At 37.1% G+C, this 25,006-nt stretch carries 20 protein-coding genes and 1 other annotated feature; of the genes, 7 read left to right on the top strand and 13 right to left on the bottom strand.

Translation table 11 applies throughout. From position 1 onward, the window contains the following. Positions 1 to 46: 46 nt before the first annotated feature. The 6 genes from J2S77_RS10715 to refZ all read right to left on the bottom strand — a co-directional run bounded on the left by J2S77_RS10715 (position 47) and on the right by refZ (position 5,595). A complete protein-coding gene (locus J2S77_RS10715; RefSeq protein WP_306977212.1) occupies positions 47 to 241 on the bottom strand; it encodes an alpha/beta-type small acid-soluble spore protein in 195 nt (64 codons plus the stop codon). A 76-nt stretch (positions 242 to 317) separates the two neighbouring features. Further along, complete coding sequence (gene thiI, locus J2S77_RS10710) at positions 318 to 1,520, bottom strand: tRNA uracil 4-sulfurtransferase ThiI (RefSeq protein WP_306977210.1); 1,203 nt, start codon at positions 1,518 to 1,520, stop codon at positions 318 to 320. Between the two features lies 1 nt (position 1,521). Continuing rightward, positions 1,522 to 2,661, bottom strand: coding sequence for a cysteine desulfurase family protein (locus J2S77_RS10705; RefSeq protein WP_306977208.1), 1,140 nt, complete (start codon positions 2,659 to 2,661; stop codon positions 1,522 to 1,524). Between the two features lie 104 nt (positions 2,662 to 2,765). After that, positions 2,766 to 3,167 carry a hypothetical protein gene (locus tag J2S77_RS10700; RefSeq protein ID WP_306977206.1) on the bottom strand — a complete coding sequence of 134 codons (402 nt, stop codon included), beginning with the start codon at positions 3,165 to 3,167 and terminating at the stop codon, positions 2,766 to 2,768. A gap of 18 nt (positions 3,168 to 3,185) precedes the next feature. After that, positions 3,186 to 4,880, bottom strand: a complete 1,695-nt coding sequence (gene ezrA, locus J2S77_RS10695) for a septation ring formation regulator EzrA (RefSeq protein WP_306977205.1) — start codon at positions 4,878 to 4,880, stop codon at positions 3,186 to 3,188. A 112-nt stretch (positions 4,881 to 4,992) separates the two neighbouring features. Next, positions 4,993 to 5,595, bottom strand: coding sequence for a forespore capture DNA-binding protein RefZ (refZ, locus tag J2S77_RS10690; RefSeq protein ID WP_306977203.1), 603 nt, complete (start codon positions 5,593 to 5,595; stop codon positions 4,993 to 4,995). 117 nt (positions 5,596 to 5,712) lie between these two features. On the opposite strand from refZ, the gene msrC reads away from it, so the two are divergent. Beyond that, positions 5,713 to 6,192 carry a free L-methionine (R)-S-oxide reductase MsrC gene (gene msrC, locus J2S77_RS10685; RefSeq protein WP_306977201.1) on the top strand — a complete coding sequence of 160 codons (480 nt, stop codon included), beginning with the start codon at positions 5,713 to 5,715 and terminating at the stop codon, positions 6,190 to 6,192. A gap of 235 nt (positions 6,193 to 6,427) precedes the next feature. After that, positions 6,428 to 7,030 carry a 30S ribosomal protein S4 gene (gene rpsD, locus J2S77_RS10680; RefSeq protein WP_306977199.1) on the top strand — a complete coding sequence of 201 codons (603 nt, stop codon included), beginning with the start codon at positions 6,428 to 6,430 and terminating at the stop codon, positions 7,028 to 7,030. 48 nt (positions 7,031 to 7,078) lie between these two features. On the opposite strand, the gene J2S77_RS10675 is transcribed toward rpsD, so the two are convergent. After that, a complete protein-coding gene (locus tag J2S77_RS10675; RefSeq protein ID WP_306977198.1) occupies positions 7,079 to 8,554 on the bottom strand; it encodes a UDP-N-acetylmuramoyl-L-alanyl-D-glutamate--2,6-diaminopimelate ligase in 1,476 nt (491 codons plus the stop codon). Positions 8,555 to 8,752: 198 nt separating this feature from the next. Between J2S77_RS10675 and J2S77_RS10670 the strand changes: the two genes are divergently transcribed. After that, positions 8,753 to 11,530 (top strand): UPF0182 family membrane protein, encoded by a 2,778-nt coding sequence (locus J2S77_RS10670; RefSeq protein WP_306977197.1) that lies wholly within the window; start codon positions 8,753 to 8,755, stop codon positions 11,528 to 11,530. Positions 11,531 to 11,579: 49 nt separating this feature from the next. On the opposite strand, the gene J2S77_RS10665 is transcribed toward J2S77_RS10670, so the two are convergent. Together J2S77_RS10665 and tyrS are read right to left on the bottom strand one after the other, a co-directional pair. Next, the gene (locus tag J2S77_RS10665) at positions 11,580 to 13,205 is read right to left on the bottom strand and encodes a glutathione ABC transporter substrate-binding protein (RefSeq protein WP_306977196.1); all 1,626 of its coding nucleotides are present in this window, start codon (positions 13,203 to 13,205) and stop codon (positions 11,580 to 11,582) included. A 172-nt stretch (positions 13,206 to 13,377) separates the two neighbouring features. Then, positions 13,378 to 14,649 carry a tyrosine--tRNA ligase gene (gene tyrS, locus J2S77_RS10660; protein ID WP_306977195.1) on the bottom strand — a complete coding sequence of 424 codons (1,272 nt, stop codon included), beginning with the start codon at positions 14,647 to 14,649 and terminating at the stop codon, positions 13,378 to 13,380. A 39-nt stretch (positions 14,650 to 14,688) separates the two neighbouring features. Beyond that, positions 14,689 to 14,892: a binding site (T-box leader), on the bottom strand. Positions 14,893 to 15,015: 123 nt separating this feature from the next. On the opposite strand from tyrS, the gene J2S77_RS10655 reads away from it, so the two are divergent. The 4 genes from J2S77_RS10655 to J2S77_RS10640 all read left to right on the top strand — a co-directional run bounded on the left by J2S77_RS10655 (position 15,016) and on the right by J2S77_RS10640 (position 20,717). Next, a complete protein-coding gene (locus tag J2S77_RS10655) occupies positions 15,016 to 18,114 on the top strand; it encodes a transglycosylase domain-containing protein (RefSeq protein ID WP_306977194.1) in 3,099 nt (1,032 codons plus the stop codon). A 132-nt stretch (positions 18,115 to 18,246) separates the two neighbouring features. Next, positions 18,247 to 18,885 carry a GNAT family N-acetyltransferase gene (locus J2S77_RS10650; protein WP_306977192.1) on the top strand — a complete coding sequence of 213 codons (639 nt, stop codon included), beginning with the start codon at positions 18,247 to 18,249 and terminating at the stop codon, positions 18,883 to 18,885. A gap of 15 nt (positions 18,886 to 18,900) precedes the next feature. Then, the gene (locus J2S77_RS10645) at positions 18,901 to 19,548 is read left to right on the top strand and encodes an acetoin utilization AcuB family protein (RefSeq protein ID WP_306977190.1); all 648 of its coding nucleotides are present in this window, start codon (positions 18,901 to 18,903) and stop codon (positions 19,546 to 19,548) included. Beyond that, positions 19,545 to 20,717, top strand: coding sequence for an acetoin utilization protein AcuC (locus tag J2S77_RS10640; RefSeq protein ID WP_306977189.1), 1,173 nt, complete (start codon positions 19,545 to 19,547; stop codon positions 20,715 to 20,717). Before J2S77_RS10645 ends, J2S77_RS10640 begins: the two co-directional genes overlap by 4 nt. A gap of 48 nt (positions 20,718 to 20,765) precedes the next feature. Here J2S77_RS10640 and motS read toward each other — a convergent pair whose 3' ends face one another. The 4 genes from motS to J2S77_RS10620 form a co-directional block, all read right to left on the bottom strand. Then, a complete protein-coding gene (motS, locus tag J2S77_RS10635; RefSeq protein WP_306977185.1) occupies positions 20,766 to 21,545 on the bottom strand; it encodes a flagellar motor protein MotS in 780 nt (259 codons plus the stop codon). Beyond that, positions 21,542 to 22,351 carry a flagellar motor protein MotP gene (gene motP, locus J2S77_RS10630; RefSeq protein WP_306977183.1) on the bottom strand — a complete coding sequence of 270 codons (810 nt, stop codon included), beginning with the start codon at positions 22,349 to 22,351 and terminating at the stop codon, positions 21,542 to 21,544. The genes motS and motP overlap by 4 nt, the downstream gene beginning before the upstream one ends. 53 nt (positions 22,352 to 22,404) lie before the next feature. Next, positions 22,405 to 23,406, bottom strand: a complete 1,002-nt coding sequence (gene ccpA, locus J2S77_RS10625) for a catabolite control protein A (RefSeq protein ID WP_306977180.1) — start codon at positions 23,404 to 23,406, stop codon at positions 22,405 to 22,407. 210 nt (positions 23,407 to 23,616) lie between these two features. Further along, positions 23,617 to 24,693 (bottom strand): bifunctional 3-deoxy-7-phosphoheptulonate synthase/chorismate mutase, encoded by a 1,077-nt coding sequence (locus J2S77_RS10620; protein ID WP_306977179.1) that lies wholly within the window; start codon positions 24,691 to 24,693, stop codon positions 23,617 to 23,619. Between the last annotated feature and the right edge of the window lie 313 nt (positions 24,694 to 25,006).

The following is a 25,006-nucleotide window of genomic DNA, read 5'->3' as shown; positions in this document are numbered from 1 at the left end:
ATGAAACATTGGATATGAAACGTTGCTTCAATTGTATTGTTGCCTACTATTGTTGGTTCATTTGAGATTGTGCTTGTTGAACTAGACGCTTAGTAATTTCGCCACCAACAGAGCCGTTCGAGCGAGATGTTGAATCAGGACCTAATTGCACGCCAAACTCTTGTGCAATTTCTGTCTTCATTTGGTCTAAAGCTGCTTGTACACCAGGTACAACTAAGTTATTTGAGTTGTTTTGAGCCATGTCTTTCACCTCCTCGTTACCTATTGTGAGATAACAAGAAGGCAATCATACTATGCAAATCATGGAAGGCCAGAAATTACAACAGATCGTCGAATGAATCCTGTTTATGATTTGCATTATTTTTATAAACGACTGTTTCAACTTGATCAATAGCTTCGTTAATTTCTTGTGTGAAATCAACTGACGCTTCTAATTCAAGAATCTTTTCTCTTTTCGGGCGTGTTTTTGGTTGTTTAGGAACAAAAATCGTACAACAATCTTCATAAGGTCGGATTGAAATATCATAAGTATCGATCTCTTTTGCGATATTGATAATTTCATTTTTATCCATTGCGACTAGTGGTCTTATAATCGGATAATTCGTGACTTCATTAATAGCATTCATACTTTCCATCGTCTGACTAGCTACTTGCCCTAAACTTTCACCTGTCGCCAGTGACAAGATATCATGTTGCTTCGCGAGTTGTTCGCTCACACGCATCATCACTCGGCGCATCACAGTCATACCATAGTACTCGGGAACATTTTTAAAGATCTTTTGTTGCAATTCTGTAAACGGTACATAGTGCACAGTCACATCTCCACCGAATTTTGTAAGACTTTGCGCTAAATCCTCAACTTTTTGCTTAGCACGTTCTGATGTGAAGGGTGGTGAATGAAAATGAATTGCTTCGAGCTTTACACCACGTTTCATCGTCAAATAACCTGCAACAGGACTATCAATTCCGCCTGACATCATCAATAATGACTTACCAGTTGATCCGACAGGCAGACCACCTTTCCCTTCTGTTCGTCCTGACGTTATATACGTTGCATCATGACGAATTTCAACGCGAATCGCAGCATCTGGCTGATGAACATCAACTTCCCAACCTTCAGTATTGCGAAGAATATGACCGCCTAATAAACGGTTCATTTCTTGAGAAGACTTTGGGAACTCCTTATTAGGGCGTTTGCAAGTTACTTTGAAAGTTTCCCCTTCTTCTTTCTTGATTGCTTCAAGTGTTCCCTCTTTAATTGATTCTTCGTCATTATTCACCTTCATTGCCAAACTAAAAGATTGAATGCCAAAGATATCTTTGCAACGTTCAATGATTGGATAAGGATCTTCCCCATTTAACAAAATATACATGTGATCTCGCTGACCTTTAATCGATAAACCCTTATAATCACTTAGTGCTTGTTGTACATTGGAACGCAACGTTCTAATAAAGAATTTTTGATTTTTACCTTTTAATGCTAATTCGCCATAGCGAATTAATATATGATCGTAGTTCATATTATGACCCCATTATTTTTTCATATTTATTCATCACATTTTTAAAAGCTTGTAAGAATGAATGTACTTCTTCTTGATTTTGTTCAGTAGACATACTTACACGAATGGCACTACTAGCAGAGACATCACTTAAACCACACGCTTCTAATACATGACTGACTTCATTGTCTTTAGAAGAACAGGCAGATTTAGTAGAGACAATCACACCTTCTTCTTTCAACGCATGAATCAAGACCTCTGGTTTAAAGTTTTGGACGGAGAAGTTCAAAATATGAGATGCGCCACTTTGAGGAGAATTAATCTTCACGTTGTCATATTTTGTCAACTCATTTACTAAGGTCTCGTGCAATAATGCCAGTTTCTGATATGAATGTTCGTTTTCTTTCGCAATACGCATTGCTTTTGCTAAAGAAACAGCACTTGCTATATTCTCTGTTCCTGGTCTCACACCATGTTCTTGACCACCACCATGTTGAAGTGGCGTTAAATGAATATGTTCTTTTTTAATTAAACAGCTTGAACCTTTTAATCCATGAATTTTATGCCCTGATATAGTCACTAAATCAAGATGAGGATGGTGATAAGGTAATGAAAGTTTACCAAAACCTTGTACATGATCAACATGAAAGACAATTTTTGGGTATTCTGCTAATAAATCAGCAACCTGTTCAATCGGTTGAATAGTACCTATTTCATTATTAACATGCATGAGACTTACTAAAATGGTTTCATTAGTGATTACTTCTTTTAATTCTTCTAAGGAAATATGACCCGATTCATCTACTGATAAATAAGTGACTGTAAAACCTTGTGTTTCTAAATAACGAAATGTTTCTAAGACCGACGGGTGTTCAACTTTTGAAGTGATTAAATGGTTGCCACGACTTTGGTAACCATGAGCTGTGCCTTTAATTGCCAAATTATTGCTTTCTGTACCACCTGATGTGTAAATGACTTCATTTGGTTTAATCTTTAATAATGATGCTATTTGTTCTTTGGATTTAGTCAAAAGTGCTTCAACTTCACCACCTAAAGCATGGATCGATGATGGGTTTGCAAAATAAGTCGTCGCTACTTTTTGAAAGGTATCAACCACTTCATCATATGGTTTTGTTGTAGCACTATTGTCTAAATAAATCATGGTTAACTATCTCCTTTAGTCGTCCGCATTTCCATCAAATTATATTACCACAATGTTCAATGTAACAGCAAATAGAAAACAATTTAAAAAGAAGCTGTCTCCCTTTATGATTCGGAGACAGCTTCGTTAGCTTGACCAAAAATATTTAATAATTCATTGATCGAAATCGTTTTTTGATCTTCTTCATCATTAAAATACTTACGCCAAGAATCTAGGGATGAATCATCAATAGATTGAAATTCGTCTTTCAATTGACTCGCATTAAAAGATGCTCTATTTGCAACTAAATCATTTGATGCATTGGTTTCTTTCTGTGCCAACTGCAAATGATGACTATGTAAAGCCCACAAAGAATCATTTGATTTGTCGGATAAAGATATTTCCTCGGAAATAAAATGATCTTGTGCAACATAAGTCGTTTTTGATTCTTGAACAAATAAAACAATCACAACGGTCCATGTGACAACAAACAATACTGAACTTAAAATGATGATGAAACGATCCAAAACTAAATCACTTCCTCTCTATGATGCAGTGATCTTCAATTGTTCTTCAATTCTTTTAACAGCACCTGGCTCAATCTCTTCTAAGGCAGTTCCTACTTGTTCTAACGCTAACTCATAGTCATTATGTCTGAACTGGTCTTCTGCTTCTGCGATTTTGGCTGCTAAAACAGGATAACTGCTACGGTATCGGTTCGCATATTGAATGACATACTCTGCTAACTGCGCTTGTTCAATTAATAAGTCCGTTTGCTCAACCGCTCTTTCCACATTCTTATCTGCTTCTTCTAATGTATTCGAAACTTCATCAACATCTAATGGTTGTACATTCAAGGATTGATTAGCTTTGTCAACTAAATCAGTCGCCTGATTAATTAAGTCAACAATGTAATTAGGAACACCTGGCAAATTACTTTTGTATAATCTCTGACGCACATGACTAATTCGTTGTTTTAATTGATCAATTTTTTCACGAGCACTTAACTCGTCCTTGCGTAAATTGTAAAGGTGATCTGCGAATTGCTGGTGGGCTACTTCCCATTCTTCAAAATCAGCCATCCAACCTTCTAAATCAGCACGAATCGTTGAATACGGTTGTTCTTCATGCTCAATCATAGACTTAATACGTGTCGCCTTTTTAGCAAGTTGATCAAGCGTTTTTTCTAATTCATACTGCTTCTCGTACTTTTCATCTTTAAGATGATAATTCTCTTTAACAATCATCACGTTTTCTTTAGTTTCATTAAATGCTTCACGAGCTTGCTCTACTTTGTTTTCCAGCAAATCATAACGCTGCATAACGAAATTTTTATCAAACGCTTCTTTTTCTAATTGGTCGTAAATTTCTACCATTCTTGATTGTATTTGTTCGATTTTCTCTTGTACATCATCATCTTTACCTTTATTTAGTTGCTCTACAACGGCTAATAATGTTTCATGGTGAGTTTGAATCTCTATTTCGATACCTAAATGCTGTACACGATAACCATCATCTTTCATTTCCTTCAAGCCATTATGCAACTGATCCAATTCTTCAGGTAAAGTGTGTTTACATAAACGGTACCATTCAGGAAATGTTTCTACTTTACGGTTTAATTCAGTCAACCGTGCTTTCACATTATGTATCAACTCTAAGGCATCGGAATAGTTTCCTTCTGTTGTTAATTCCTCATACCGCGCCATTTCTTGTTGCAATTCATCAAGTTCAACTTCAAACACAACTTCAGCTTTCCCAAGTTGATAGCCATTTTGCAAAACCTTTTTTCTCGTTTCTGAGATCATAGGCTGCAACTTCTCAGCTTCTTCTCGACTATCCTGTTCTGAATGTAATAGTCGGTCGACTTCATCAAAAATATCATCGATTGTTTTTTCGACTTTAGAGAGCTTTTGCTCAACAGCTTTCAAACTACGTGAAGCCTTACCGAATTTGTATTTTTCTGCAGCTTCTTCCGCGTCTAATAAATATTCTTCCACTTCAGTAAACACGTGATCATTAATGTCGTCCCATTCATTTCGCCACGATTCAAACAACTCTTCTGTTTCGCCTGTTAAATTAAGATGGCCAACTTTACCGAGTTCATCAGCTACTTGACGATTCATGAGCTTTACTTTCCACGTTTCAAGTGCGTCGACTTTGTTATAAACTTTTTTTCGTGCTACGACTCCAACTAAGATAAAGGCAATTATGAGTATGATTATTCCTATTATGTATTCCATCAAAAGCCCCCTAACACTTTTCCGATCATATACTTATATACCCAATCATATCACGATTTAACCCGATTTGGCTAAAAAAATGTCAATTTATAAAAATTTCTTTATATAGCATTTATTCTGCTAATAAAGGTGAAAACCATTGATTTAACAAATTAATATACGATTGGATAAACACTCCCCTACTATCATCCCACTCATATTCTCGTTTCCACTCATTTCCGTAAATGAATGGACCATTAATCAAGCTCTTAAACTGTAAATAGAATGCTTCTTGTTCCATCTTATTTGCTTGTACTCGCTCCGTTATTTTTTCGACAAGTGTTTTGAAGTAATATGTTTCCTTTGCCACATAGGTTGAAAATAACTCTCTAATGAATTGATTATCTAACGTTAATTCACGCTGGATGAAACATGTAAATTGAAAATGTTTCTCTTTATAATGTATAATTTCCTTTATCACATTCAAGAAATCATCTTTTGTCGAAATAGGGTGTTCGTCTATTAATGATTCAAGCATTTCTAAATAATATTCATAATAATCGACAGTTGCTTGCTCGAGTAAGCCTTGTTTATTTTTAAAATAATAACTGATCAATGACACATTAACATTTGCTTGATTAGTGATCGCTCTTATAGATGTACCATTAAATCCGTTGTAATAAAACAACTCAATGGCAGCATTCATTATTTTTTCACGACTAGATTGCTTAGACATGAGATCACCTCCACGAGTAATTAATCGACAATACCATACTTATTAATTTCGACAATGTTAGCTGTTATCCTGTCTAATATAGATGATTAAAAATATTTTTTAAAGGAGATTTTCTAAATGTTTGAAGTCCAATCTTACACTGGAACTAAATCACAAAGTTATGAACAATTATTAAAACAACTAGACAGTTTACTTGAAGGGGAAGATAGTGTAACAGCAAACTTAGCAAATGCTAGCGCCTTATTAAACCAATTTCTCGATAACGTAAACTGGGTTGGTTTTTACACAATGAATCATGGTGAACTTGTTCTTGGACCATTCCAAGGTTTACCTGCGTGTGTGAAAATCCCTAATGGTAAAGGTGTTTGTGGGACAGCTACCCAAGAACGGGCGACGCAACTAGTGCCTGATGTCCATCAATTCCCTGGCCACATCGCATGTGATGCTCAAAGCCAATCTGAAATTGTCGTTCCTATTATACAAAATGATGAGATTTTTGGCGTTTTAGATATTGATGCTCCTATCAAAGAGCGTTTTGATGAAACAGATCAGCATTACTTAGAACAGTTTGTTGAAACACTTAAAAAGCATTTATAGAATAAATTTACGATAAGACTTGACTTTATTCACTACACATCCTATAATATCGTTTGTGTAAAATAAAAGGCAGCCTCGGTGGAATGACTGTGGTCTGCATTTTGTACCTCAAATTGAGGTGTATCGCGTAACTCTCTGCTGCTGGAGCGAAGGTACATGAAAGCAAAATGCGCATAGATCAGGAAACTCACTGTTTTTATTTTATGCAAAATAAAATAAAAAGGAGGAGACGCTCGTGGCACGTTTCACAGGCTCTCTATGGAAGAAATCACGTCGCTATGGCATTTCTCTAACTGGTACAGGTAAAGAATTAGAGAAGCGCCCATATGCGCCAGGTCAACATGGTCCATCTCAACGTAAAAAACTTACTGAATATGGACTACAACTACAGGAAAAACAAAAACTTCGTTATATGTACGGATTAACTGAACGTCAATTCCGTCGTATCTTTGACGATGCTGCTAAAATGCGTGGTGTTCATGGTGAGAACTTCATGCAAATCCTTGAATCTCGCTTAGATAACTTAGTTTATCGTGCTGGTTTCGCTCGCACACGCGCACAAGCTCGTCAGCTAGTGACACATGGTCACATTACATTAGATGGTAGTCGCGTTGACATTCCATCTTATCGTGTACTACCTGGTACAGTTGTTGGTGTACGTGAGAAATCACAGAACCTAGACGCTATTAACGAAGCTCTAGAAGCTGCTAACGTTATTCCAGAATACGTTACAACAGATGCGGACAAGAAAGAAGCTACTTTCAACCGTTACCCTGAACGTTCTGAGCTTTCTTCAGAAATTAATGAAGCGCTTATCGTTGAGTGGTATTCACGTTAAGTCGCCTAACAAAAAACTCAAGCCTAATTATTGGCTTGAGTTTTTTTATTATTCTTTTGATAATTCAGTTGCTAATAATTGATTAACATACTGTACAGTTTCTCTATCTGTTGTGGTTCCCCACTTATTGTCGTCTTCATATACTTTATGTCCCTGTCCAGTAATAACAACGCAATCTCCGGCTTTAGCTTGCTCGATACATTCATAGATCGCGTTAATTCGATCAACATTAACGTCAATGTCATTTGAATACCATTGCTGTCTTAAATCCTTTAATTCCTTTTCCATTTCAAGAGAGTCAAACCCATCCAAATCCCCTTGAGTTAATATTATATGGTCAGAGTGTTCTGAAGAATGTTTCACCATTGCATCACGTTTTCCTTCATCACGGTTTGCCTTAAAGCTTAAAATATGCGTGATTTTCTCGGAAGTTATAATATCAACTGTCTTTAATACTTCTTTAATAGCATCTGGTGTGTGAGCATAATCAACGACAACTTGAACACCATTATTCATTTCTAATAAATCAAACCTACCTGGCACTCCTGAAAACGTTTTAACCTTTTTCACTAATAATTGAGGGTGTTCAACTAAATCATATGCCACAGAAAAAGCCAATGCTAAGTTATATAAATTATATAAACCTAACTGTGGCGAATGAATCGAAAAGGAATCCCCCTGAATCTTTAACGTCATGTTACAACCTTCATTGCAACCCATATCCATTAATCTTACATCAGCATCAGATGTCTGCCCAATACGTTTAACATGGTATTGATGAGACTCTAACCATTCATAAAGTTGTTTACCCCAATCATCATCAATATTAATCAAGGCTTGTCCGTAAGGCTTTAATTGTAAAAACAGTTGTCTTTTTGCTTCAAAATAAGCCCACATATCAGAGTGGTAATCTAAATGTTCATAACTTAAATTCGTAAAAATTGCATAGTCAAATGTGACACCTGCAAGTCTATTTTGGTCAAGAGCATGTGAAGACACTTCAATTACCATGATATCATCTTGACTATCATATACGTGTTGATATAAATCTAAGACACTCGGTGTTGTTTGCTTTTGTGTAAAGGTCTGACCATTGATGACACATTTAACCGTCCCGATCAACCCTACTTGAAAACTGGATTCGACTAATAAATGATGCAACATATGGCTTGTCGTTGTCTTACCATTAGTGCCAGTAACACCAATAACTAATTTATCTTCGAATGGATAATCATAAAATACTTTAGCCAATTCTCCTAATATATGTCTACTATTGTCAACTTTAATATACGGTACGTCAAAACCTGTTAAATTCTTCTCTCCAATTACAGCAACTGCTCCACGATCAATCGCATCTTGAATAAATTGATGACCATCCGCTTCATATCCTTGAACTGCTATGAATAAATCACCCTTTTTCACTTTCCGGGAGTGATCGACAAGGCCTTCTATTATTGGATTATCCATAGCCTCAATAAGCTCAGGTTGCTTAATTTCTTTTATTAAATCATGTAGTTGTCGCATGAACTAGTCTCCTAAATTGTTGTCGTGTTTTACGATTATACTAAATACTTCTGATTGAAAAAACATTTTCCGACTATTTAATGAGTAACGAATAAAAATAAGTCATAAAAACCATTTCATATTGTTACGTTATAACTATATCCAGCGACTTTATTTTGGTATAATAGTCAGTGGACTATACAGTGAGAGGGAGATTACATGAGTGACGATAATGTGTTTCAACACCCGAATCAAAAGAAACAATCGGGTTCAAAATGGTTGAAACCTCTAAAATGGCTAAGTATTATTCTGATTCCATTCATTATTATCGGTTTATTAAGTTTTAACTGGATTATTGAATACATTTGGATGGAGTCCGTTGGTTACGAACAAGTATTTACAACTATATTAATGAGTCGAGTTTCGCTAGGCTTAATTGGTTTTATACTTTATTTTGTAGTAGCGTATGTTACATTTTTCTGGATACATCGAGCTTACATAAAATTCTTAAACAAAGAAACAATTCCACCTATTTTATTAAAGAAAAAATCTGCCTATACGATAATATTTCTTATCGCTCTAATTTTTGGTGCTGTAGGAACCGTTATGGTTCAAGGGATCGGTTGGGAGCCTGCTTTAAAAGCATTAAATTATGAAACGTTTGGTCAAACAGATCCCCATTTTAATTTAGATTTTTCTTTTTACATTTATTTATTACCGATTTTCAAATTAGTTATTAATTTACTATTGGGCTTAACAGTCTTTATGACCGTTATAATTGGGCTAGCTTACTCAGTATTCAACATGTACCGAGAAAGCCGAATAGCTCAATGGCATCTGGGTGTCAGCGTTGCTTTAATCGGCCTATTTATAGCGCTAAATCATCTACTTGAACCATACAATACCCTTCTAACTAATCAAGTAAACTGGTTTCAAGAAAGTGTTGTTTATGGTTTAAGTTATACAGATGATGTAATCAACATCCCTAAAGCTTATATATTAGCCGGTATTGCGATATTAGGTGTCGGGATTTTAATTGCTGCCTTAGTTAAAGGTAATTTAACATGGATGGTTATTCCTGTTGCGCTATATATTACGGTTGCACTAACAGGTCAAATTGTCTCGGCTGTTGTACAGAGCTATGTGGTCTCCCCAAATGAATTCAATCGTGAGGAGCCTTATTTACAGCATAACCTTGATTTAACACTTGATGCTTATGATTTAAACGATATTACTGTAGAAGATCACCCAGGATCTCGCAGCCTAGATCAGGACATGATTGATCGAAATCAAGATACAATCGAAAATGTGCGTATCAATGATTCACGTCCTCTACTAGACGTTTATAACCAATTACAAACATTCCGTAATTATTATGAATTTAATGATGTCGATATTGACCGTTATGAAATTAATGGTGATTATCAACAGGTTTTTGTCGGTACCCGTGAATTAAACACATCAGACTTGCCTGACCAAGCAAGAACTTGGCGAAATGAAAAATTACGGTATACTCATGGCTATGGGGTAACGATGAGCCAAGTTAATGAAATAACATCACAAGGACAACCGGAATATTTAGTTCAAGATATACCTGCAGAAGGTGAAGTCGATATTACGCGACCACAGATTTATTTCGGTGAAGAACAAGCTCAGAACGTGATGGTTAACACTCAAGTAGATGAATTTGATTATCCAATGGGTGATAGCAACCAATCTTATCGTTTTAGTGAAGATACTGGTATTTCATTAGCAGGTATCAATCGTGCCTTATTCTCAATCAGTGAAGGGTCATTTAGAATGTTTACGTCTGATCAACTCACTGACGAAAGCCAGCTACTGGCAACTCGAAATATCGAAGAGCGTGTTGAGCGAATTGTGCCATTTATAGACTATGACCAAGATCCTTATATCGTGGTTCGCGATGATGGTTCACTCGTTTGGGTAATCGATGCATATTTGAAATCAGGAAATCACCCATATTCTGAGAGACATAATGGTGAAGATAATTATATCCGCAACTCTGTTAAAGTAACTGTTGACGCTTATTCTGGTGAAGTCGATTTCTATGTTGTCGATGATGAAGATCCATTGCTGAAGACATATGAAAATATGTTCCCACAATTATTCACTAGAGAAATACCTGAAGATATTGAAAAACATTTCCGTTACCCGGTTGATTTATTCGAAATTCAATCGGACATTTACGGAACTTATCATATGAATGATTTAGAAGTATTTTATAACCGTGAAGACCGCTGGGAATTCTCAACTGAACGGTATTTTGATCAGGATATTACGATGGAACCTTATTATGTCACAATGGCACTGCCAGGAAATGATGAGGAAGAATTTGTACTCATGTCACCTTATACCCCTAAAAACCGACAAAATATGATTGCTTGGATGGGTGCAAGAAACGATGGTGACAACTATGGTGAATTAGTGGTCTATGAGTTTCCAAAACAACGCAATATTTACGGAACTCAACAAATTGAAAACCGTATTAATCAGGATAGCGTTATTTCACAAGAATTAAACTTATGGTCACAGGGTGGCTCAAGTGTCATTCGTGGTAACCTATTAACAATCCCAATCGAAGACACTGTCATGTATGTAGAGCCGATTTATATCGAGTCTTCTAATGAAACATCATTACCAGAAGTGAAGCAAGTAATCGTAGCTTTTGGTGATTATATTGTCATGGAAGCTACATTTGATGACGCTTTAGAAGAATTAGTTGACCGAATTGAACGCGGTGCTCCTACAAACATGCCTGAAGATCTTGAAAACCAAGACGGAGAGGGAACTGGAGCAAGTGAAACTGATCAAGAAGGAAACGAAGAACAAACACCTCCAATTGCTAGCGAAGAAGCTCAAGAACGTCTAAATAACATCTCTGAGCTTTTCGATGAGTATCAAAATGCTCTATCAAATGGTGATTGGGAAGAAGCTGGTCAAATTATGAATGATATCGAAAACTTATTAAATGAATAACAAAAAGGAGAGCTCAACATTTCTGAGCTCTCCTTTTAAGTTCATAAGCTTATTCTGATTTTTTAACGTCTTTTAAATAAGGGAAACTACTTGGGTACTGATAGAACCCTTCAATATCTTCACTTAATCCTGCTAGTAAAACGGAATGATATAATGGTACGATAGGTGACTCATCAATAATGATCTGCTGTGCTTCCTCATATAATTCTAAACGTTCTTCTTCGTCGGTAGATCGCCTAGCTTCTTCTAAAAGTTGATCAACTTCATCATTACTAAAGAATGAACGATTCCCAGCTGACCCTGCGTTTTCAGAATGGAACATTGGGTATAAACCATAATCAGCATCTAAGGTTACAGTGCCCCAACTACCGACTAACATATCATGCTCACCTTGTGCTGTTAAATCTAAATAAGCACCTATATCCAACTGTTCAATATTAAGTTCAATGTTGACTTCTTCTAATTCAGACTGAATATAAACAGCTGTATCAGCTGTCGTTTTATCGTACACATAGACATCTAGACTAAAGCCTTCCCCATAACCTTCTTCTTCTAATAATTCTTTAGCCTGTTCCACATTATGTTCAATCGGCTCTAATTCATCACTGTATCCATTCACTGTTGGCGCTAATGGACCAGTCGCTGGTAAAGGAACGCCACTCATCAAGCCTTCTACTAAAGCTTCTTTATCAATAGCCATATTAATAGCTCGGCGTATCTCACGATTATCTAATGGTTCTTTTTCAACGTTAAAACCTAAGTACGACATACTAGCACTTTCTGATTCTTTCACACGACCTTCTTCTGACTCATTGATACTGGAAACTTTATCAGTATTAACTGGATATATAATGTCAGCCTCATCAGTCATTAATTCTGAAACACGTGAACTTTCTTCAGGAACCGCTTTGAAAACAATACGTTCAAAGTTAGGTTTTTCTCCCCAATAATCTTCGTTCTTCGTTAAGATCACATTTTCACCTGAATTATGTTCCTCTAATTCATAATACCCTGTACCTACAGGATTTTCATTAACAGCTGTAAGTGGGTTTTCTCCATTCTCCATTCCCTCATAATCCGCTTCAATTGATTCCGGACTAATCATATGCCCACCAGGATGAGCTAAATGAGCTGGCAATGCTGAGAATGGATATTGTGTATGAATTTGCACTGTATATTCATCAACAACTTCTACCTCATCAATCATATCAAATAAGAAGCTTAAGGTTGCTCCGACTTCTGGGTCTAAAACACGATCGAGGTTCGTCTTAACCACTTCTGCATTGAATGGTTCCCCATCATGAAATGTGACATCTTCCCTTAACTTAAATTCCCAAGTCGTTTCATTCACTTGTTCATAACTTTTAGCTAAACTAGGTTCGAGCTCAAGATCTTGATTCATCCGTACTAATGTGTCATAAATATTAGTCATCACATATAACGAAATCCCATCATTTGCTGCGTGTGGGTCGAGTGATGATGGAGTTGAATCTAAATCAACCACAAGTTCTTCATTATTACCGTTACTTCCTTGCTCTTGTGTCTCACCTTCTGCAGATTCTTCTGTTTGATTTTCTTCCCCTTCTTCTGAATCGCTGCTACCTTCATTTGCACAAGCTACTAATGCAACTAATACAACCAATAGTAACGATAATTTCTTCATGATGTTTAGCATGATAATCCCCCTTAATTAATTAATGTTGTATCAAATTCATTCTATGACATGATACAACAAAATGATTATACCTTCATAATTATAGAAATTCAAACAAAGCCAATCTGTTTAATCAGGTTTTTATAAAAATAAACAGCCAACTTAACATAAAGTTAGTTGACTGTTTATTAAATTATGAGCTATGACGTACTAAAAAGTATTTCTTTTTACCACGTCTAATGACAGTGAATGCATTATCAATTCGATCTTCCTGATTCACGACATATCCCATATCTTGTTGGCGTTGATCATTGATATAAATCGCACCATTTTGAATATCTTCGCGTGCTTGACGTTTAGATGAAGAGATACTTGCTTCAACAAGTAAATCAATTAATCCTTTTTCAGAATCAACTAATTCATAGGTCGGAACATCTTTAAAACCGACCTCCACCTCTTCTTTGGTTAAATCATTGATATCTCCACCAAAGAGCGCAGCTGTAATACGTTGTGCTTGATTTAGTGCCGCTTCACTATGAACCATCTTCGTCATTTCTTCAGCTAAACGACGCTGAGCTTTTCTTTGCTCTGGACGTTCTGATAGTTCTGTCTCTAATTCACCAATTTCCTCTAATGATAAGAAAGTGAAAGATTTCAAGAACTTCACGACATCTCGATCGTCCGTATTAATCCAAAATTGGTAAAACTCATAAGGACTTGTTTTCTTCTCATCAAGCCAGATCGCTCCTCCAGCTGTTTTACCAAATTTTGAACCATCAGCCTTAGTAATCAATGGTACTGTCAGGCCGTAAGCTTCAACGTCTTCGCCTTCATCACTTTTACGACGAATAAATTCTAATCCAGCTGTAATATTACCCCACTGATCACTACCACCAATTTGTAATGTCACACCTTCTTGTTGATTTAGTCGTTGGAAATCAAGTGACTGAAGCAACATATAAGTGAATTCTGTAAAAGAGATACCGTTTTCGATTCGTGTTTCGACTGAATCCTTCGCTAACATATAATTAACACTGAAATGCTTACCAACATCTCGTAATAAATCGATCACTGACATCTCTGACAGCCAATCATAGTTATTCACAACTTTGGCGCCTGTTTTCTCATCGGAAAAATCAATTAAACGAGATAATTGACTCTTAATATTAGCCACCCAATCTTGAACAATTGATTCCTCATTTAATTGACGTTCTTCGCTACGTCCACTCGGATCACCAATTAAACCAGTGCCACCACCTACTAATGCAATTGGGCGATGACCAGCTTCTTGGAATCGTTTCAGCATCAATATAGGTAATAAATGACCAATATGAAGGCTATCAGCTGTAGGGTCAAACCCGCAATATAATGACACTCTATTTTCAATTAAATGCTTCTCTAATCCCTCTTCATCAGTCATCTGATTAATGAGCCCTCTAGCATGTAAATCCTCAATAATATTCATGGTATACCTCCTTTAAAATATAAAAAAGCCTCTCATCCGCTTAGGGACGAGAGGCTCGCGTTACCACCCTATTTGTGTCGAACAAACTTGACACCACTTCATTCGTTAACGGGATTAACCGTCTCTTAATCGAGAAAAGCTCCTAGCCGTAATTCAGTCCATACTGTGTACTGATTCACACCACCCATCAGCTCTCTGAAACACTATCATTATGTCCTTACTTCAACTATTCATTGCTTGTTATTTAATTTATCAATATATTTTTACCATAGTCTTATAAAAAACGCAACATAATCATTCTAATAGAGGATATGACGATTAGACAAGATATGCTATAATATAGTCGATATTTTAGGAGGTTCGTCAATGAGTAATCAAAAATCTGACAATAAATTTCTCGCATTTTTTCAAAAAGGTAAATTTCCGAAATACACACGTGTTTCACTCGATATTGCATGGAATGTCTTACTTTTCTTCATCATTATTGGTGTAACCGTCGCCTTTTTTATTGGTGGATTAGGATTTGGCTATCTCGCATCATTAGTTGAAGACGTCGAAGTTAGTGAAGCTAGTGAAATGACAGAGATGGTCCATAACTATGAAGAAACATCTGAAGTTTATTTCGCTGACGAAAAATACTTAGGTGAAATTCGTGGTGATATACACCGAGAAGAAATTAGTAGTGACCAAGTCTCACAAACTTTCATTGATGCGGTAATCGCTACAGAAGATGAGAATTTTTATGAGCACGAAGGCATTGTTCCAAAAGCTATTATGCGTGCCCTATACCAACAATTTGCTGGAACACCTAGTCAAACGGGTGGTAGTACATTGACCCAGCAAATCGTCAAAAATCAAATCTTATCTAACGAAGTATCATTTGAACGTAAGGCTGAGGAAATATTTATTTCTTTACGCTTAGAACAATTTATTGATAAAGAAAATATTTTAGAAGCTTATTTAAATGTCGTGCCATTTGGTCGAGACTCATCCGGGCGTAATATTGCTGGTATTCAAGCAGCAGCTCAAGGAATCTTTGATGTAAATGCTGAAGAATTGAACATTCCTCAAGCTGCCTTTATCGCTGGTTTACCACAAAATCCATATGTTTATACACCATATGCTAATGGCGGGGAACTGAAACCAGAAGATCAATTACAACCAGGATTAAACCGAATGGAATCAGTTCTGGAACGTATGCATGACGCTGAGAGAATTAGTGATCAAGAATATGAAGAAGCTTTAAATTACGATATTATCTCTGATTTCACACAAAAAACTGAATCGATTCGCGACGATTATCCGTTTGTTGCAGATGAGGTTCAAAGACGTGCACGCGACGTCTTAGCTGAACAATTGGCAGAAGATCAAGGTGAATTAGAAGAATACAATAATGTTGATTCGACACGTCAGCATTACCGTGATTTAGCCATGAATGAATTGCGTCATAGTGGATTAAAAGTGCATACAACCATTAAGAAAGATATTTATGACGAATGGCAAAAGACCAAAAACGAATTTGACAATTACGGTCGTACTGTCACAACTCAAGTAGAAAATCCTAATACAGGTGAAGTAACAGAACAAGAAATCCCTGTTGAAGCTGGTGCGATGATGATTGAAAACAATTCTGGTGCTATCTTAAGTTTTGTCGGGGGTCGAGATTTTGACAGACGCCAAGTCAATAATGCGACCTACAACACGCGACCACCTGGTAGTACGATGAAACCATTATTTGGTTACGCTGTTGGTATGGAATTAGGAATCATCCAGCCCGGCTCACCGTTATTAAATGTTGGCTTTGACTACTATCCTGGTGATCCGTGGTCGCCAAACAACTATATTTCCTATGATACAGGTGGGTTCGTCAGTGCTCGTGAAGCTCTAAGAGACTCTGATAACATCCCCGCTTCTCGTTTAATGATCGATATCATCGAAAAAGACGGTAATCCAAAACGTTTCTTAGATAAGATGGGAATTGATGACGGCCAGAATGTTCCTGCAAACGTATTAGGTGAATCACCTTACATGACAGTTGAAGAAAACGTATCCGCCTATACGACTTTCGCTAATGAAGGTAACTATAAGAACCCGTATATGGTTGAGCGAATTGAAGACGATGAAGGCAATGTTATTTATGAACATGAGTCAGAATCTGAGGAAGTATTCTCACCTCAAACCGCTTATTTAACCATCGATATGATGCGTGATGTCGTCAACAATGGTACAGCAGCATCCTTGAATTACACATTGAACAATCCTGGTGTTGACTGGGCTGGTAAGACAGGTACATCACAAGATTATAAAGATGCTTGGTTTGTAGGTACAAATCCAAATGTCACTGTAGGTACTTGGATGGGCTATTACAATCATGATCAAGTCGTAAATACAGATCATCTCAGACTAAACACTGAGCAGTATAGTAGACGTAACTTACAGTTTTGGTCACAACTTGTTAATTCTTCTGCTGAGATGAATTCTGACCTTGTAACACCGAGTGAAAGCTTTTCTAGTCCTGGTGGCATTGTCTCACGTAGTTACTGTGGATTAACAGGTAATGCACCAAGTGACATGTGCGCTGAACTCGGTTTAGTTGAAACTGATCTGTTTAATACTAACTATGCACCTTCTTCTAGTGATGACGATATCTTCTCAACTAGCGATTATGTTGAAATTGATGGCGATCGTTATCCAGCTGTTGATGCAACGCCTAGTGAATTTACTGAAGAAGGTTACACGATGGAAAATGACTTTATCGATGAATTAGGTTGGGGCACAACTTATAGTTCTGGCTGGTCTGATCCAGTCGATATGGATCAAGTGGTTGAAAGTGATGATATTCCAGACTTGATTAACATTGAAGATGAGTTAGATGATGAAGGTACACCAAGTGCTCCTTCAAACGTGTCTGTTTCCGGTGGCACGCTCAATTGGTCAGAAGCAGATGGCCAAGTCGTTGGTTACAGAGTTTACCGTGCAGCTGATGAAGATAGCTCCTTCAGTGAAGTTGGAAACACGACGTCAACTGAATTTTCTCTTCCAACTAGTGATTCTGTCTATGCGGTTAGAGCCGTTAGCCTATACGGTCATGAATCAGACTTATCTGATTCTGTGATTTATGGTTCTCTTGAAGAAGAGGAAGAAGAAAGTGACTCTGGTGAAAATGGTGATTCCGAAGAAGCTAATGACTCTGGAGAAAATGGTGATTCTGAAGAAACTAATGACTCTGAAGAGAGTGGTGATTCTGAAGAAACTAATGAATCTGAAGAAAATGGTGATTCTGAAGAAACTAATGGCTCTGAAGAGAATGGTGATTCTGAAGAAACTAATGAATCTGAAGAAAATGGTGATTCTGAAGAAACTAATGGCTCTGAAGAGAATGGTGATTCTGAAGAAACTAATGGCTCTGAAGAGAATGGTGATTCTGAAGAAACTAATGACTCTGAAGAGAATGGTGATTCTTAATCTGGCAACAACTTTAACTAAATATACCCATTTATATTCAAATCCCACTGACTCGATCAGTGGGATTTTTCTATAAGAATAGTGACTAAACATGTTACAATAGACTTATCATTTGATTTAGGTGGTGTCACTTTGAAGCATCCAAAAACCTATCATCACAAAACAATTCAGAATGGCAATCAAGTCATTATTGTAGAAGGACCTCTATCTTCAACTTTTTTAGCTGATTATTACTTCGACGAGGGATTAACCGCATTTCGTCCAGCTAAGAAGCAATTTGAAGCGGTAAAGTCTATTGCTGATTTTGAAGAAGGGCGTATTATTATCGCGCGAGATGGCGATAAAATCGTTGGTTATGCAACCTTCTTACATCCTGATCCATTAGAACGTTGGTCTGAAATCAAAATGGAAGATTTGATTGAATTAGGTGCTATCGAAGTATCTAATGACTATCGTGGTCTTAGTATTGGATCCACTTTGCTAGAAGTGGCTATGCTCGACCACCAAATGGAAAACTATATTGTTATTACAACTGAATATTATTGGCATTGGGATATGGATTCGACACGACTAAATATTTGGCAGTACCGCGAAATCATGGAGAGAATGATGGGCCATGGTGGACTCACACCTATGTCAACAGACGACCCAGAAATTATGTCACACCCCGCTAATTGTTTACTCGTTAGAATTGGTGAAAATGTACCAAAAGAATCAATTGAAACATTCGATTCATTACGCTTTATGGGTAAGCGTCATGATTGGATGTAAAAATGAGGTGAGACAATGTTAGTAGAAGAAATTATGTCCAAACCCACGGTCAAATTAAGCCCTAGTGACTTAATTGAAGAAGCCTTAGCATTATTAAATGAACATACCATTCGCCACATTCCAATTGTGGATGAAAGTGATCAAGTCGTTGGTATTTTATCTGACCGAGATGTTCGAGATGCAACACCATCTATTTTAGAACCTGATCAAAATTATCAAATCTTAAAACATGATGTATCATCTATCATGACTTCCCCTGTCATTACCGTACATCCATTAGATTTCATTGAAGACATAGCATCAATTTTTTATGACCATGAGATAGCCTGTGTGCCTGTTACGAAAAATAATCAACTGGTCGGAATCGTGACAGAGAAAGACTTACTATATCGCTTAATTCAGCTTACAGGCATTCATGAACAAAGTTCTCAAATAGAAATTAAAGTGCCTAACAAAGTAGGCGTTTTACCGCATGTCACCAGAATTGTTAGTGAACGAAATACGAATATCTCTTCTGTCTATGTCTATCCTTATCAAGATAGCTATACGGAGAAGATTATTGTCTTAAGAATCCAAACGATGAATCCAATGCCATTAATTGATGAACTAAAACAACACGGTTATGAAGTCATTTGGCCTAATATTCCGGGGTTATCAAAATGACACGACGACAAGCAGGATTCATCTATACAGATACATTTCAAAACTACAATTTTGGTGAACAGCATCCCTTTAATCAAAAGCGCGTCGAATTAACATATGAATTGCTTAAAGACATGAAAGCTATTAGTGATGAACAAATCATCACACCACGTATTGCTACCGATTCAGAAATCGCTTTAGTTCATGATCCGAAATATATTGATGCCGTTAAACGTGCAAGTCGAAATGAATTAAAAGAAGAAGAAACGATTGAGTTTGGAATAGGGACTGAGGATACACCTGCCTTTCAAGACATGCATCTTGCTGCTAGCCAACTGGTTGGTGGTACATTAAGTGCAGTTGACCATGTCTTAAACGGTAATTACAATACTGTGGTTAATCTTGGCGGAGGATTACACCATGGTTTCAGCCGTAAAGCATCTGGCTTTTGTATTTATAATGATGCGGCGATAGCCATTCAATATATTAGAAAACATTATGATTATAAGGTATTATATGTGGATACAGATGCGCATCACGGAGATGGTGTGCAATGGATTTTTTACGATGACCCTAATGTTTGTACCCTTTCGATTCATGAGACAGGTCGTTACTTATTTCCGGGCACAGGTAATATAAATGAACGTGGGCACAATGATGGTTATGGTACTTCGTTTAATGTTCCTGTTGATGCCTTTACAGAAGACGAGTCATTTTTAGATGCTTATCAGAAAACGTTGTTTAATGTAGCCGAGCATTTCATTCCAGATATTATCGTGACTCAAAATGGAGCTGATGCGCATGTTTTTGATCCATTATCCCATTTAGCTTGTACGATGAACATCTATGAAGAAATCCCTAAATTAGCCCAATCTGTTGCAGATACTTATTGCCAAGGTAAATGGATTGCTTTAGGTGGTGGTGGATATGATATTTGGCGTGTGGTGCCTCGTGCTTGGTCACAGTTATGGGCTGTTGCTAGTCAGGGAGAACCATTTAAAGGCGAGATACCAACATCATGGCTTGAGCGTTTCCAACCAGACAGTCCAGTTACACTCCCTACAACATGGCATGACAAAGAGGACATTTATAAACCAATTCCAAGAAAAGAAGAAATTACTGAGAAGAATAGCATCCTTGTGCAAAAATTATTACAACCAATTATCCACGACCGTAATTATATGATGTAAAAAAGCCTAATGGAGATAACTGTTATCAGTCTCCATTAGGCTTTTTGCTTAGGATGAACCTTGATCTAATTCTAAGATAACCATTTCCACCCGACGATTGCGTTGTAAATTGTCTTCGGAATTATTGTCTGAAACAGGACGATATTCAGCATATCCCGTCGCCTCAAACCGGGTTGGGTCTAATGAATGTTCTTCAATAAAATATCGAATTACACTACTTGCTCTTGCAGTCGATAGTTCCCAATTAGAAGGATATCGATATGTATTAATCGGACGGTCATCTGTATGACCCTCGACTTCAACATTATTAGGCATATTATCTAATAATAAAGCTAGCTGGTCTAAAAATGGTTGGAAATCCTCTATTAACTCCGCTTCACCCGTCTCAAATAGCACACGTTCTTGTAAGACAAGCACAATGCCTTGATCCGTTTGATTAGCGGTAATCATGTCATTCAACTCATTCTCATCTAGGTAGGCCTGAATTTCCTCATATATTTCGTCTAAGTTCTCCTGATCTTCCTCAGCTGTTATATCTTGACTAGGTTCTTGATTTGGTTGTGAATCGTCTTCAGAATCATTCTCCCCATTAGTTTCACTTTCTTCTTCAAAATCAGTTGGATTCTCTTCTTCAATCGGTGAAGGCATAAAGTCGAAAATAACATTTTGGCGATATGATTCAGCGACTGCATTAAACTTCGTTGCATCAATTTGGGACATCGAAAACAACAAAATAAAGAAAACGAGAATCAACGTCATCATATCTGAATATGTAACCATCCAAAGCGGTGCACTACGTTTTGGCTGCTTTTTATTTTTTGGCTTCATGTTACCTCCTCTTTCTGGTCTTCCTCCTCTTGATAATCTTTCGTTGTCTCAGCTGGTAAGAAAGCACTTAACTTCTCCTCAAGAATTTTCGGATTCTGACCAGACTGAACGCCAATCACGCCTTCAACAACGACTTGTTTCATGAAAATTTCTTCTTCCGTCCGTGAAACTAATTTACCTGCTATAGGTAAGAACACAAGATTCGCAAGCACCATGCCATAGAAAGTGGTTAATAATGCAACTGCCATACTTGGTCCAAGTGTTTCAGGGTTATTCAGTTGATTTAACATCAAGATTAAACCAATTAGTGTACCAATCATTCCCCAAGCAGGCGCATATTCGCCAGCTTTTTCTATAATTGAACGTCCCTTGCTGTGTCGTTCTTCAGTCGCAGCAATTTCAGCGTTCATAATATCATTAATGACTTCTGGTTCAATGCCATCAATGGCTAGATAAATCCCCTTTTTAATAAAAGGATCATCCAGTTCTTCTACTTCACTCTCTAATGCTAGAAGTCCTTCACGTCTCGCTTTTTCTGATAATGATATAAATAATTGTATAAGTTCTCTTAAATTATAATCATCGTCTCGAAACGATTCTTTAAACACCCTTAAACTTAATTTCATTTCTGCAAAGTTAAAGTTGACAAATAGTGCACCTGTTAACCCACCAATGACAACAACCATAGAACTGATCTGAATAAAGGATGTTACGCCACCGAATCCATCATTAAAATAAATGCCTAGTAAAAGCATCGTTGCACCAAGACCAATACCGACTGGCGTTAGTATGTCACTCTTCTTCATATCTCTCTCACCCTATTTCTATATAAGCCTACTTATAAACTATATCGTCAGGATTAGTTTTTTGTTGAGTCCCTTACGACAATTCGATGAGGTAAAGTGACTTGTTCTTCTTCAATTTCTTCCCCACGAAGTAATTTCGTTAATAAACGCATTGAGACAGCCCCGATATCATACATCGGTTGTAAAACACTAGTTAGGGTTGGTCTTACCATATTAGCTAAGCGCGTATTATCAAAACCAACAACGTTTAAATCATCTGGTACATTTATGCCATAATCCTGTGCACCGTGAATCACACCTAGTGCCATTTCATCTGAAGATGTAATAATCGCCTTAGGAGGATTCGTTTGATTTAAGAAATAATTCGCAGCGTCAATACCAGACTGGTAACTGTCATCGCCTGGATAGACATATTCTTCATTGAATGGTAAACCACTTTCTTTAATAGCATCTAAATAGCCTTGACGTTTCATTTCATTTATCTTGGCGTTTAAAGGAGATGTAACAAATCCAATCGCTTCTTTGTCAATTTGTTGACTTAAGTGAATAACGGCATCTTTCATCGCTTCATAATAATCAATATTAACAGAAGGTAACGTGTGACTATCGTCTACTGTAGCTGCTAATATGACAGGTACATTAGCTTGGCTAAACGCCTCAATATGCTCACTTGTAACTGAAGAGCCCATAAAAATGACTCCGTCTACTTGTTTTTCTAACATATTATCTAATAAGTCTAGCTCTTTGTTTTGTTGCTGATCCGAGCTACTAAGGATAATATGATATTTATACATAGAGGCAATATCCTCAATGCCTCTTGCTAACTCTGCAAAAAACAAATTCGAAATGTCTGGAATAATGACACCTACTGATGTTGTTTTCCGGCTAGCTAGACCTCGCGCAACCGCATTTGGCCTAAAACCTAATTCCTCGATTGCATTCAACACTTTCTGTCTCGTAGCTGGTTTCACATTGGTATTCCCGTTAATAACACGAGAAACAGTCGCCATTGAGACATTTGCTTCTTTTGCTACATCATAAATAGTTACACCCATAGTCAACGACTCCTTATTACAGGTTACTTTCCTTATAAGCTCACACTTTTAGTCTCAATTACTGATAGGCATGTGAGGTTTTCATAATCGACAACACTTAATTTGCAATCTAAAGCGCAATCCAAGAAAATATTTAAATTATTTCAATAATAATTTTAAGCATAAGACAAATTTCGCTCTATCGCAACAGCATGCTAAAGATTTTACAAATTAGTCATGAGTCAGGAGGCTGGGTTGTCTTAGGTTCTGGATAAAATGCTCAAATGTTGGTATGTCCATCTGTTGTTGTGAATCAGATAATGCGACGGCTGGGTCTGGATGTACCTCTGCCATAATTCCATCAGCACCAATTGCTAAAGCTGCTTTGGCTGCTGGTAATAATAGATCGCGTCTGCCCGTCGAATGAGTGACATCTACCATCACAGGTAAGTGTGTTTCGCGTTTAAGTACTGGCACTGCCGTAATATCAAGTGTGTTGCGTGTAGCTGTTTCATAAGTTCTAATACCCCGTTCACACAAGATGATATTAGGGTTCCCTTGCGAGACAATATACTCAGCAGCATTTAAAAATTCATTTATCGTTGCAGCTAAACCGCGCTTTAAGATGATTGGAACATTAGCTTTCCCTGCTTCTTTTAATAAATCGAAATTTTGCATATTACGTGCACCGATTTGAATAATATCTAAATATTTTTCGCCTAAAGCGATATCATTAGGATGCGTAATTTCACTCACAACTTTCAAACCGTGACGATCACCCACATCACGTAAAATTTTAAGACCTTCTTCACCTAAACCTTGAAAATCATAAGGTGATGTACGAGGCTTAAAAGCACCCCCTCTTAATATACGGACACCTTGCTTTTTCACCACTTCTGCCACTTGATCAACTTGTTCAAACGATTCAACTGAGCAAGGTCCCATCACAAATTGTTGTTCTCCATTTCCAATGTGAAGATCATCGACAGCTACGATCGTATCTGTAGGTTGCTTATCACGTGAGACAAGCAACGTCTTATGATAATCATCTTCTTGTAATTCTTTTGCCGCTTTAAAAATTTCTTTAAATAAGTGTTCAATGGTTGAATACTCAAATGGTCCTTGATGTTGTTCAACGATATGGTTTAACATATCACGTTCTCGTTCAGGGTCATAAGCTTTCATGCCTTGAGCTTTCTTAATATCGCCGAGCTCCTTCACGAGTTGACCACGCTTATTAATGAGTTCTAATAATTGTATATTAACTTGATCAAGTTCATCTCTTAGTGAATCTAATTGGTTATTCATTGTTCTTGCCTCCAGCTTCAGTTTATATTAAGTGATATTTATGGTACATTATCCTTAATTAATCTCATTGTTTTATATTTATAATCTTTGTCGATTTCTAGTCACATTATATCGAACCACGGCCTACTTGTCATTAAAGGGCGTCTTAGTTTAGACAATACTTTTTTGATTATCTTGATTAAGACCGTTGTTGATATTATGATCCGCTCTCGGTGGACGCTTTCCGCAGGCACGGCTCGAGCCTCCTCGGAAGAAATGCGCTTCCTGCGGGGTCTCGAGACACGTGCTATTCCCGTGACGGCCCGGACGGCCT

Origin of the sequence: Alkalibacillus salilacus (assembly GCF_030812915.1) — a bacterium.
Lineage (GTDB): Bacteria > Bacillota > Bacilli > Bacillales > Alkalibacillaceae > Alkalibacillus > Alkalibacillus salilacus.
The sequence above is the reverse complement of the archived record's forward strand: the minus strand, read 5'-3'. Positions and strand labels throughout refer to the sequence as shown.

Bases quoted from the DNA above. Each gene is read 5' to 3' on its own strand.
- J2S77_RS10665 (WP_306977196.1), bottom strand. From the start codon at position 13,205: ATGCTAAACATCATGAAGAAATTATCGTTACTATTGGTTGTATTAGTT.
- J2S77_RS10620 (WP_306977179.1), bottom strand. From the start codon at position 24,693: ATGAATAACCAATTAGATTCACTAAGAGATGAACTTGATCAAGTTAAT.
- motP (WP_306977183.1), bottom strand. From the start codon at position 22,351: ATGAAGAAGAGTGACATACTAACGCCAGTCGGTATTGGTCTTGGTGCA.
- thiI (WP_306977210.1), bottom strand. From the start codon at position 1,520: ATGAACTACGATCATATATTAATTCGCTATGGCGAATTAGCATTAAAA.
- J2S77_RS10655 (WP_306977194.1), top strand. From the start codon at position 15,016: ATGAGTAATCAAAAATCTGACAATAAATTTCTCGCATTTTTTCAAAAA.
- J2S77_RS10670 (WP_306977197.1), top strand. From the start codon at position 8,753: ATGAGTGACGATAATGTGTTTCAACACCCGAATCAAAAGAAACAATCG.
- J2S77_RS10645 (WP_306977190.1), top strand. From the start codon at position 18,901: ATGTTAGTAGAAGAAATTATGTCCAAACCCACGGTCAAATTAAGCCCT.
- msrC (WP_306977201.1), top strand. From the start codon at position 5,713: ATGTTTGAAGTCCAATCTTACACTGGAACTAAATCACAAAGTTATGAA.
- J2S77_RS10705 (WP_306977208.1), bottom strand. From the start codon at position 2,661: ATGATTTATTTAGACAATAGTGCTACAACAAAACCATATGATGAAGTG.
- J2S77_RS10715 (WP_306977212.1), bottom strand. From the start codon at position 241: ATGGCTCAAAACAACTCAAATAACTTAGTTGTACCTGGTGTACAAGCA.
- J2S77_RS10640 (WP_306977189.1), top strand. From the start codon at position 19,545: ATGACACGACGACAAGCAGGATTCATCTATACAGATACATTTCAAAAC.
- ccpA (WP_306977180.1), bottom strand. From the start codon at position 23,406: ATGGGTGTAACTATTTATGATGTAGCAAAAGAAGCAAATGTCTCAATG.
- motS (WP_306977185.1), bottom strand. From the start codon at position 21,545: ATGAAGCCAAAAAATAAAAAGCAGCCAAAACGTAGTGCACCGCTTTGG.
- ezrA (WP_306977205.1), bottom strand. From the start codon at position 4,880: ATGGAATACATAATAGGAATAATCATACTCATAATTGCCTTTATCTTA.
- J2S77_RS10675 (WP_306977198.1), bottom strand. From the start codon at position 8,554: ATGCGACAACTACATGATTTAATAAAAGAAATTAAGCAACCTGAGCTT.
- refZ (WP_306977203.1), bottom strand. From the start codon at position 5,595: ATGTCTAAGCAATCTAGTCGTGAAAAAATAATGAATGCTGCCATTGAG.
- tyrS (WP_306977195.1), bottom strand. From the start codon at position 14,649: ATGAATATTATTGAGGATTTACATGCTAGAGGGCTCATTAATCAGATG.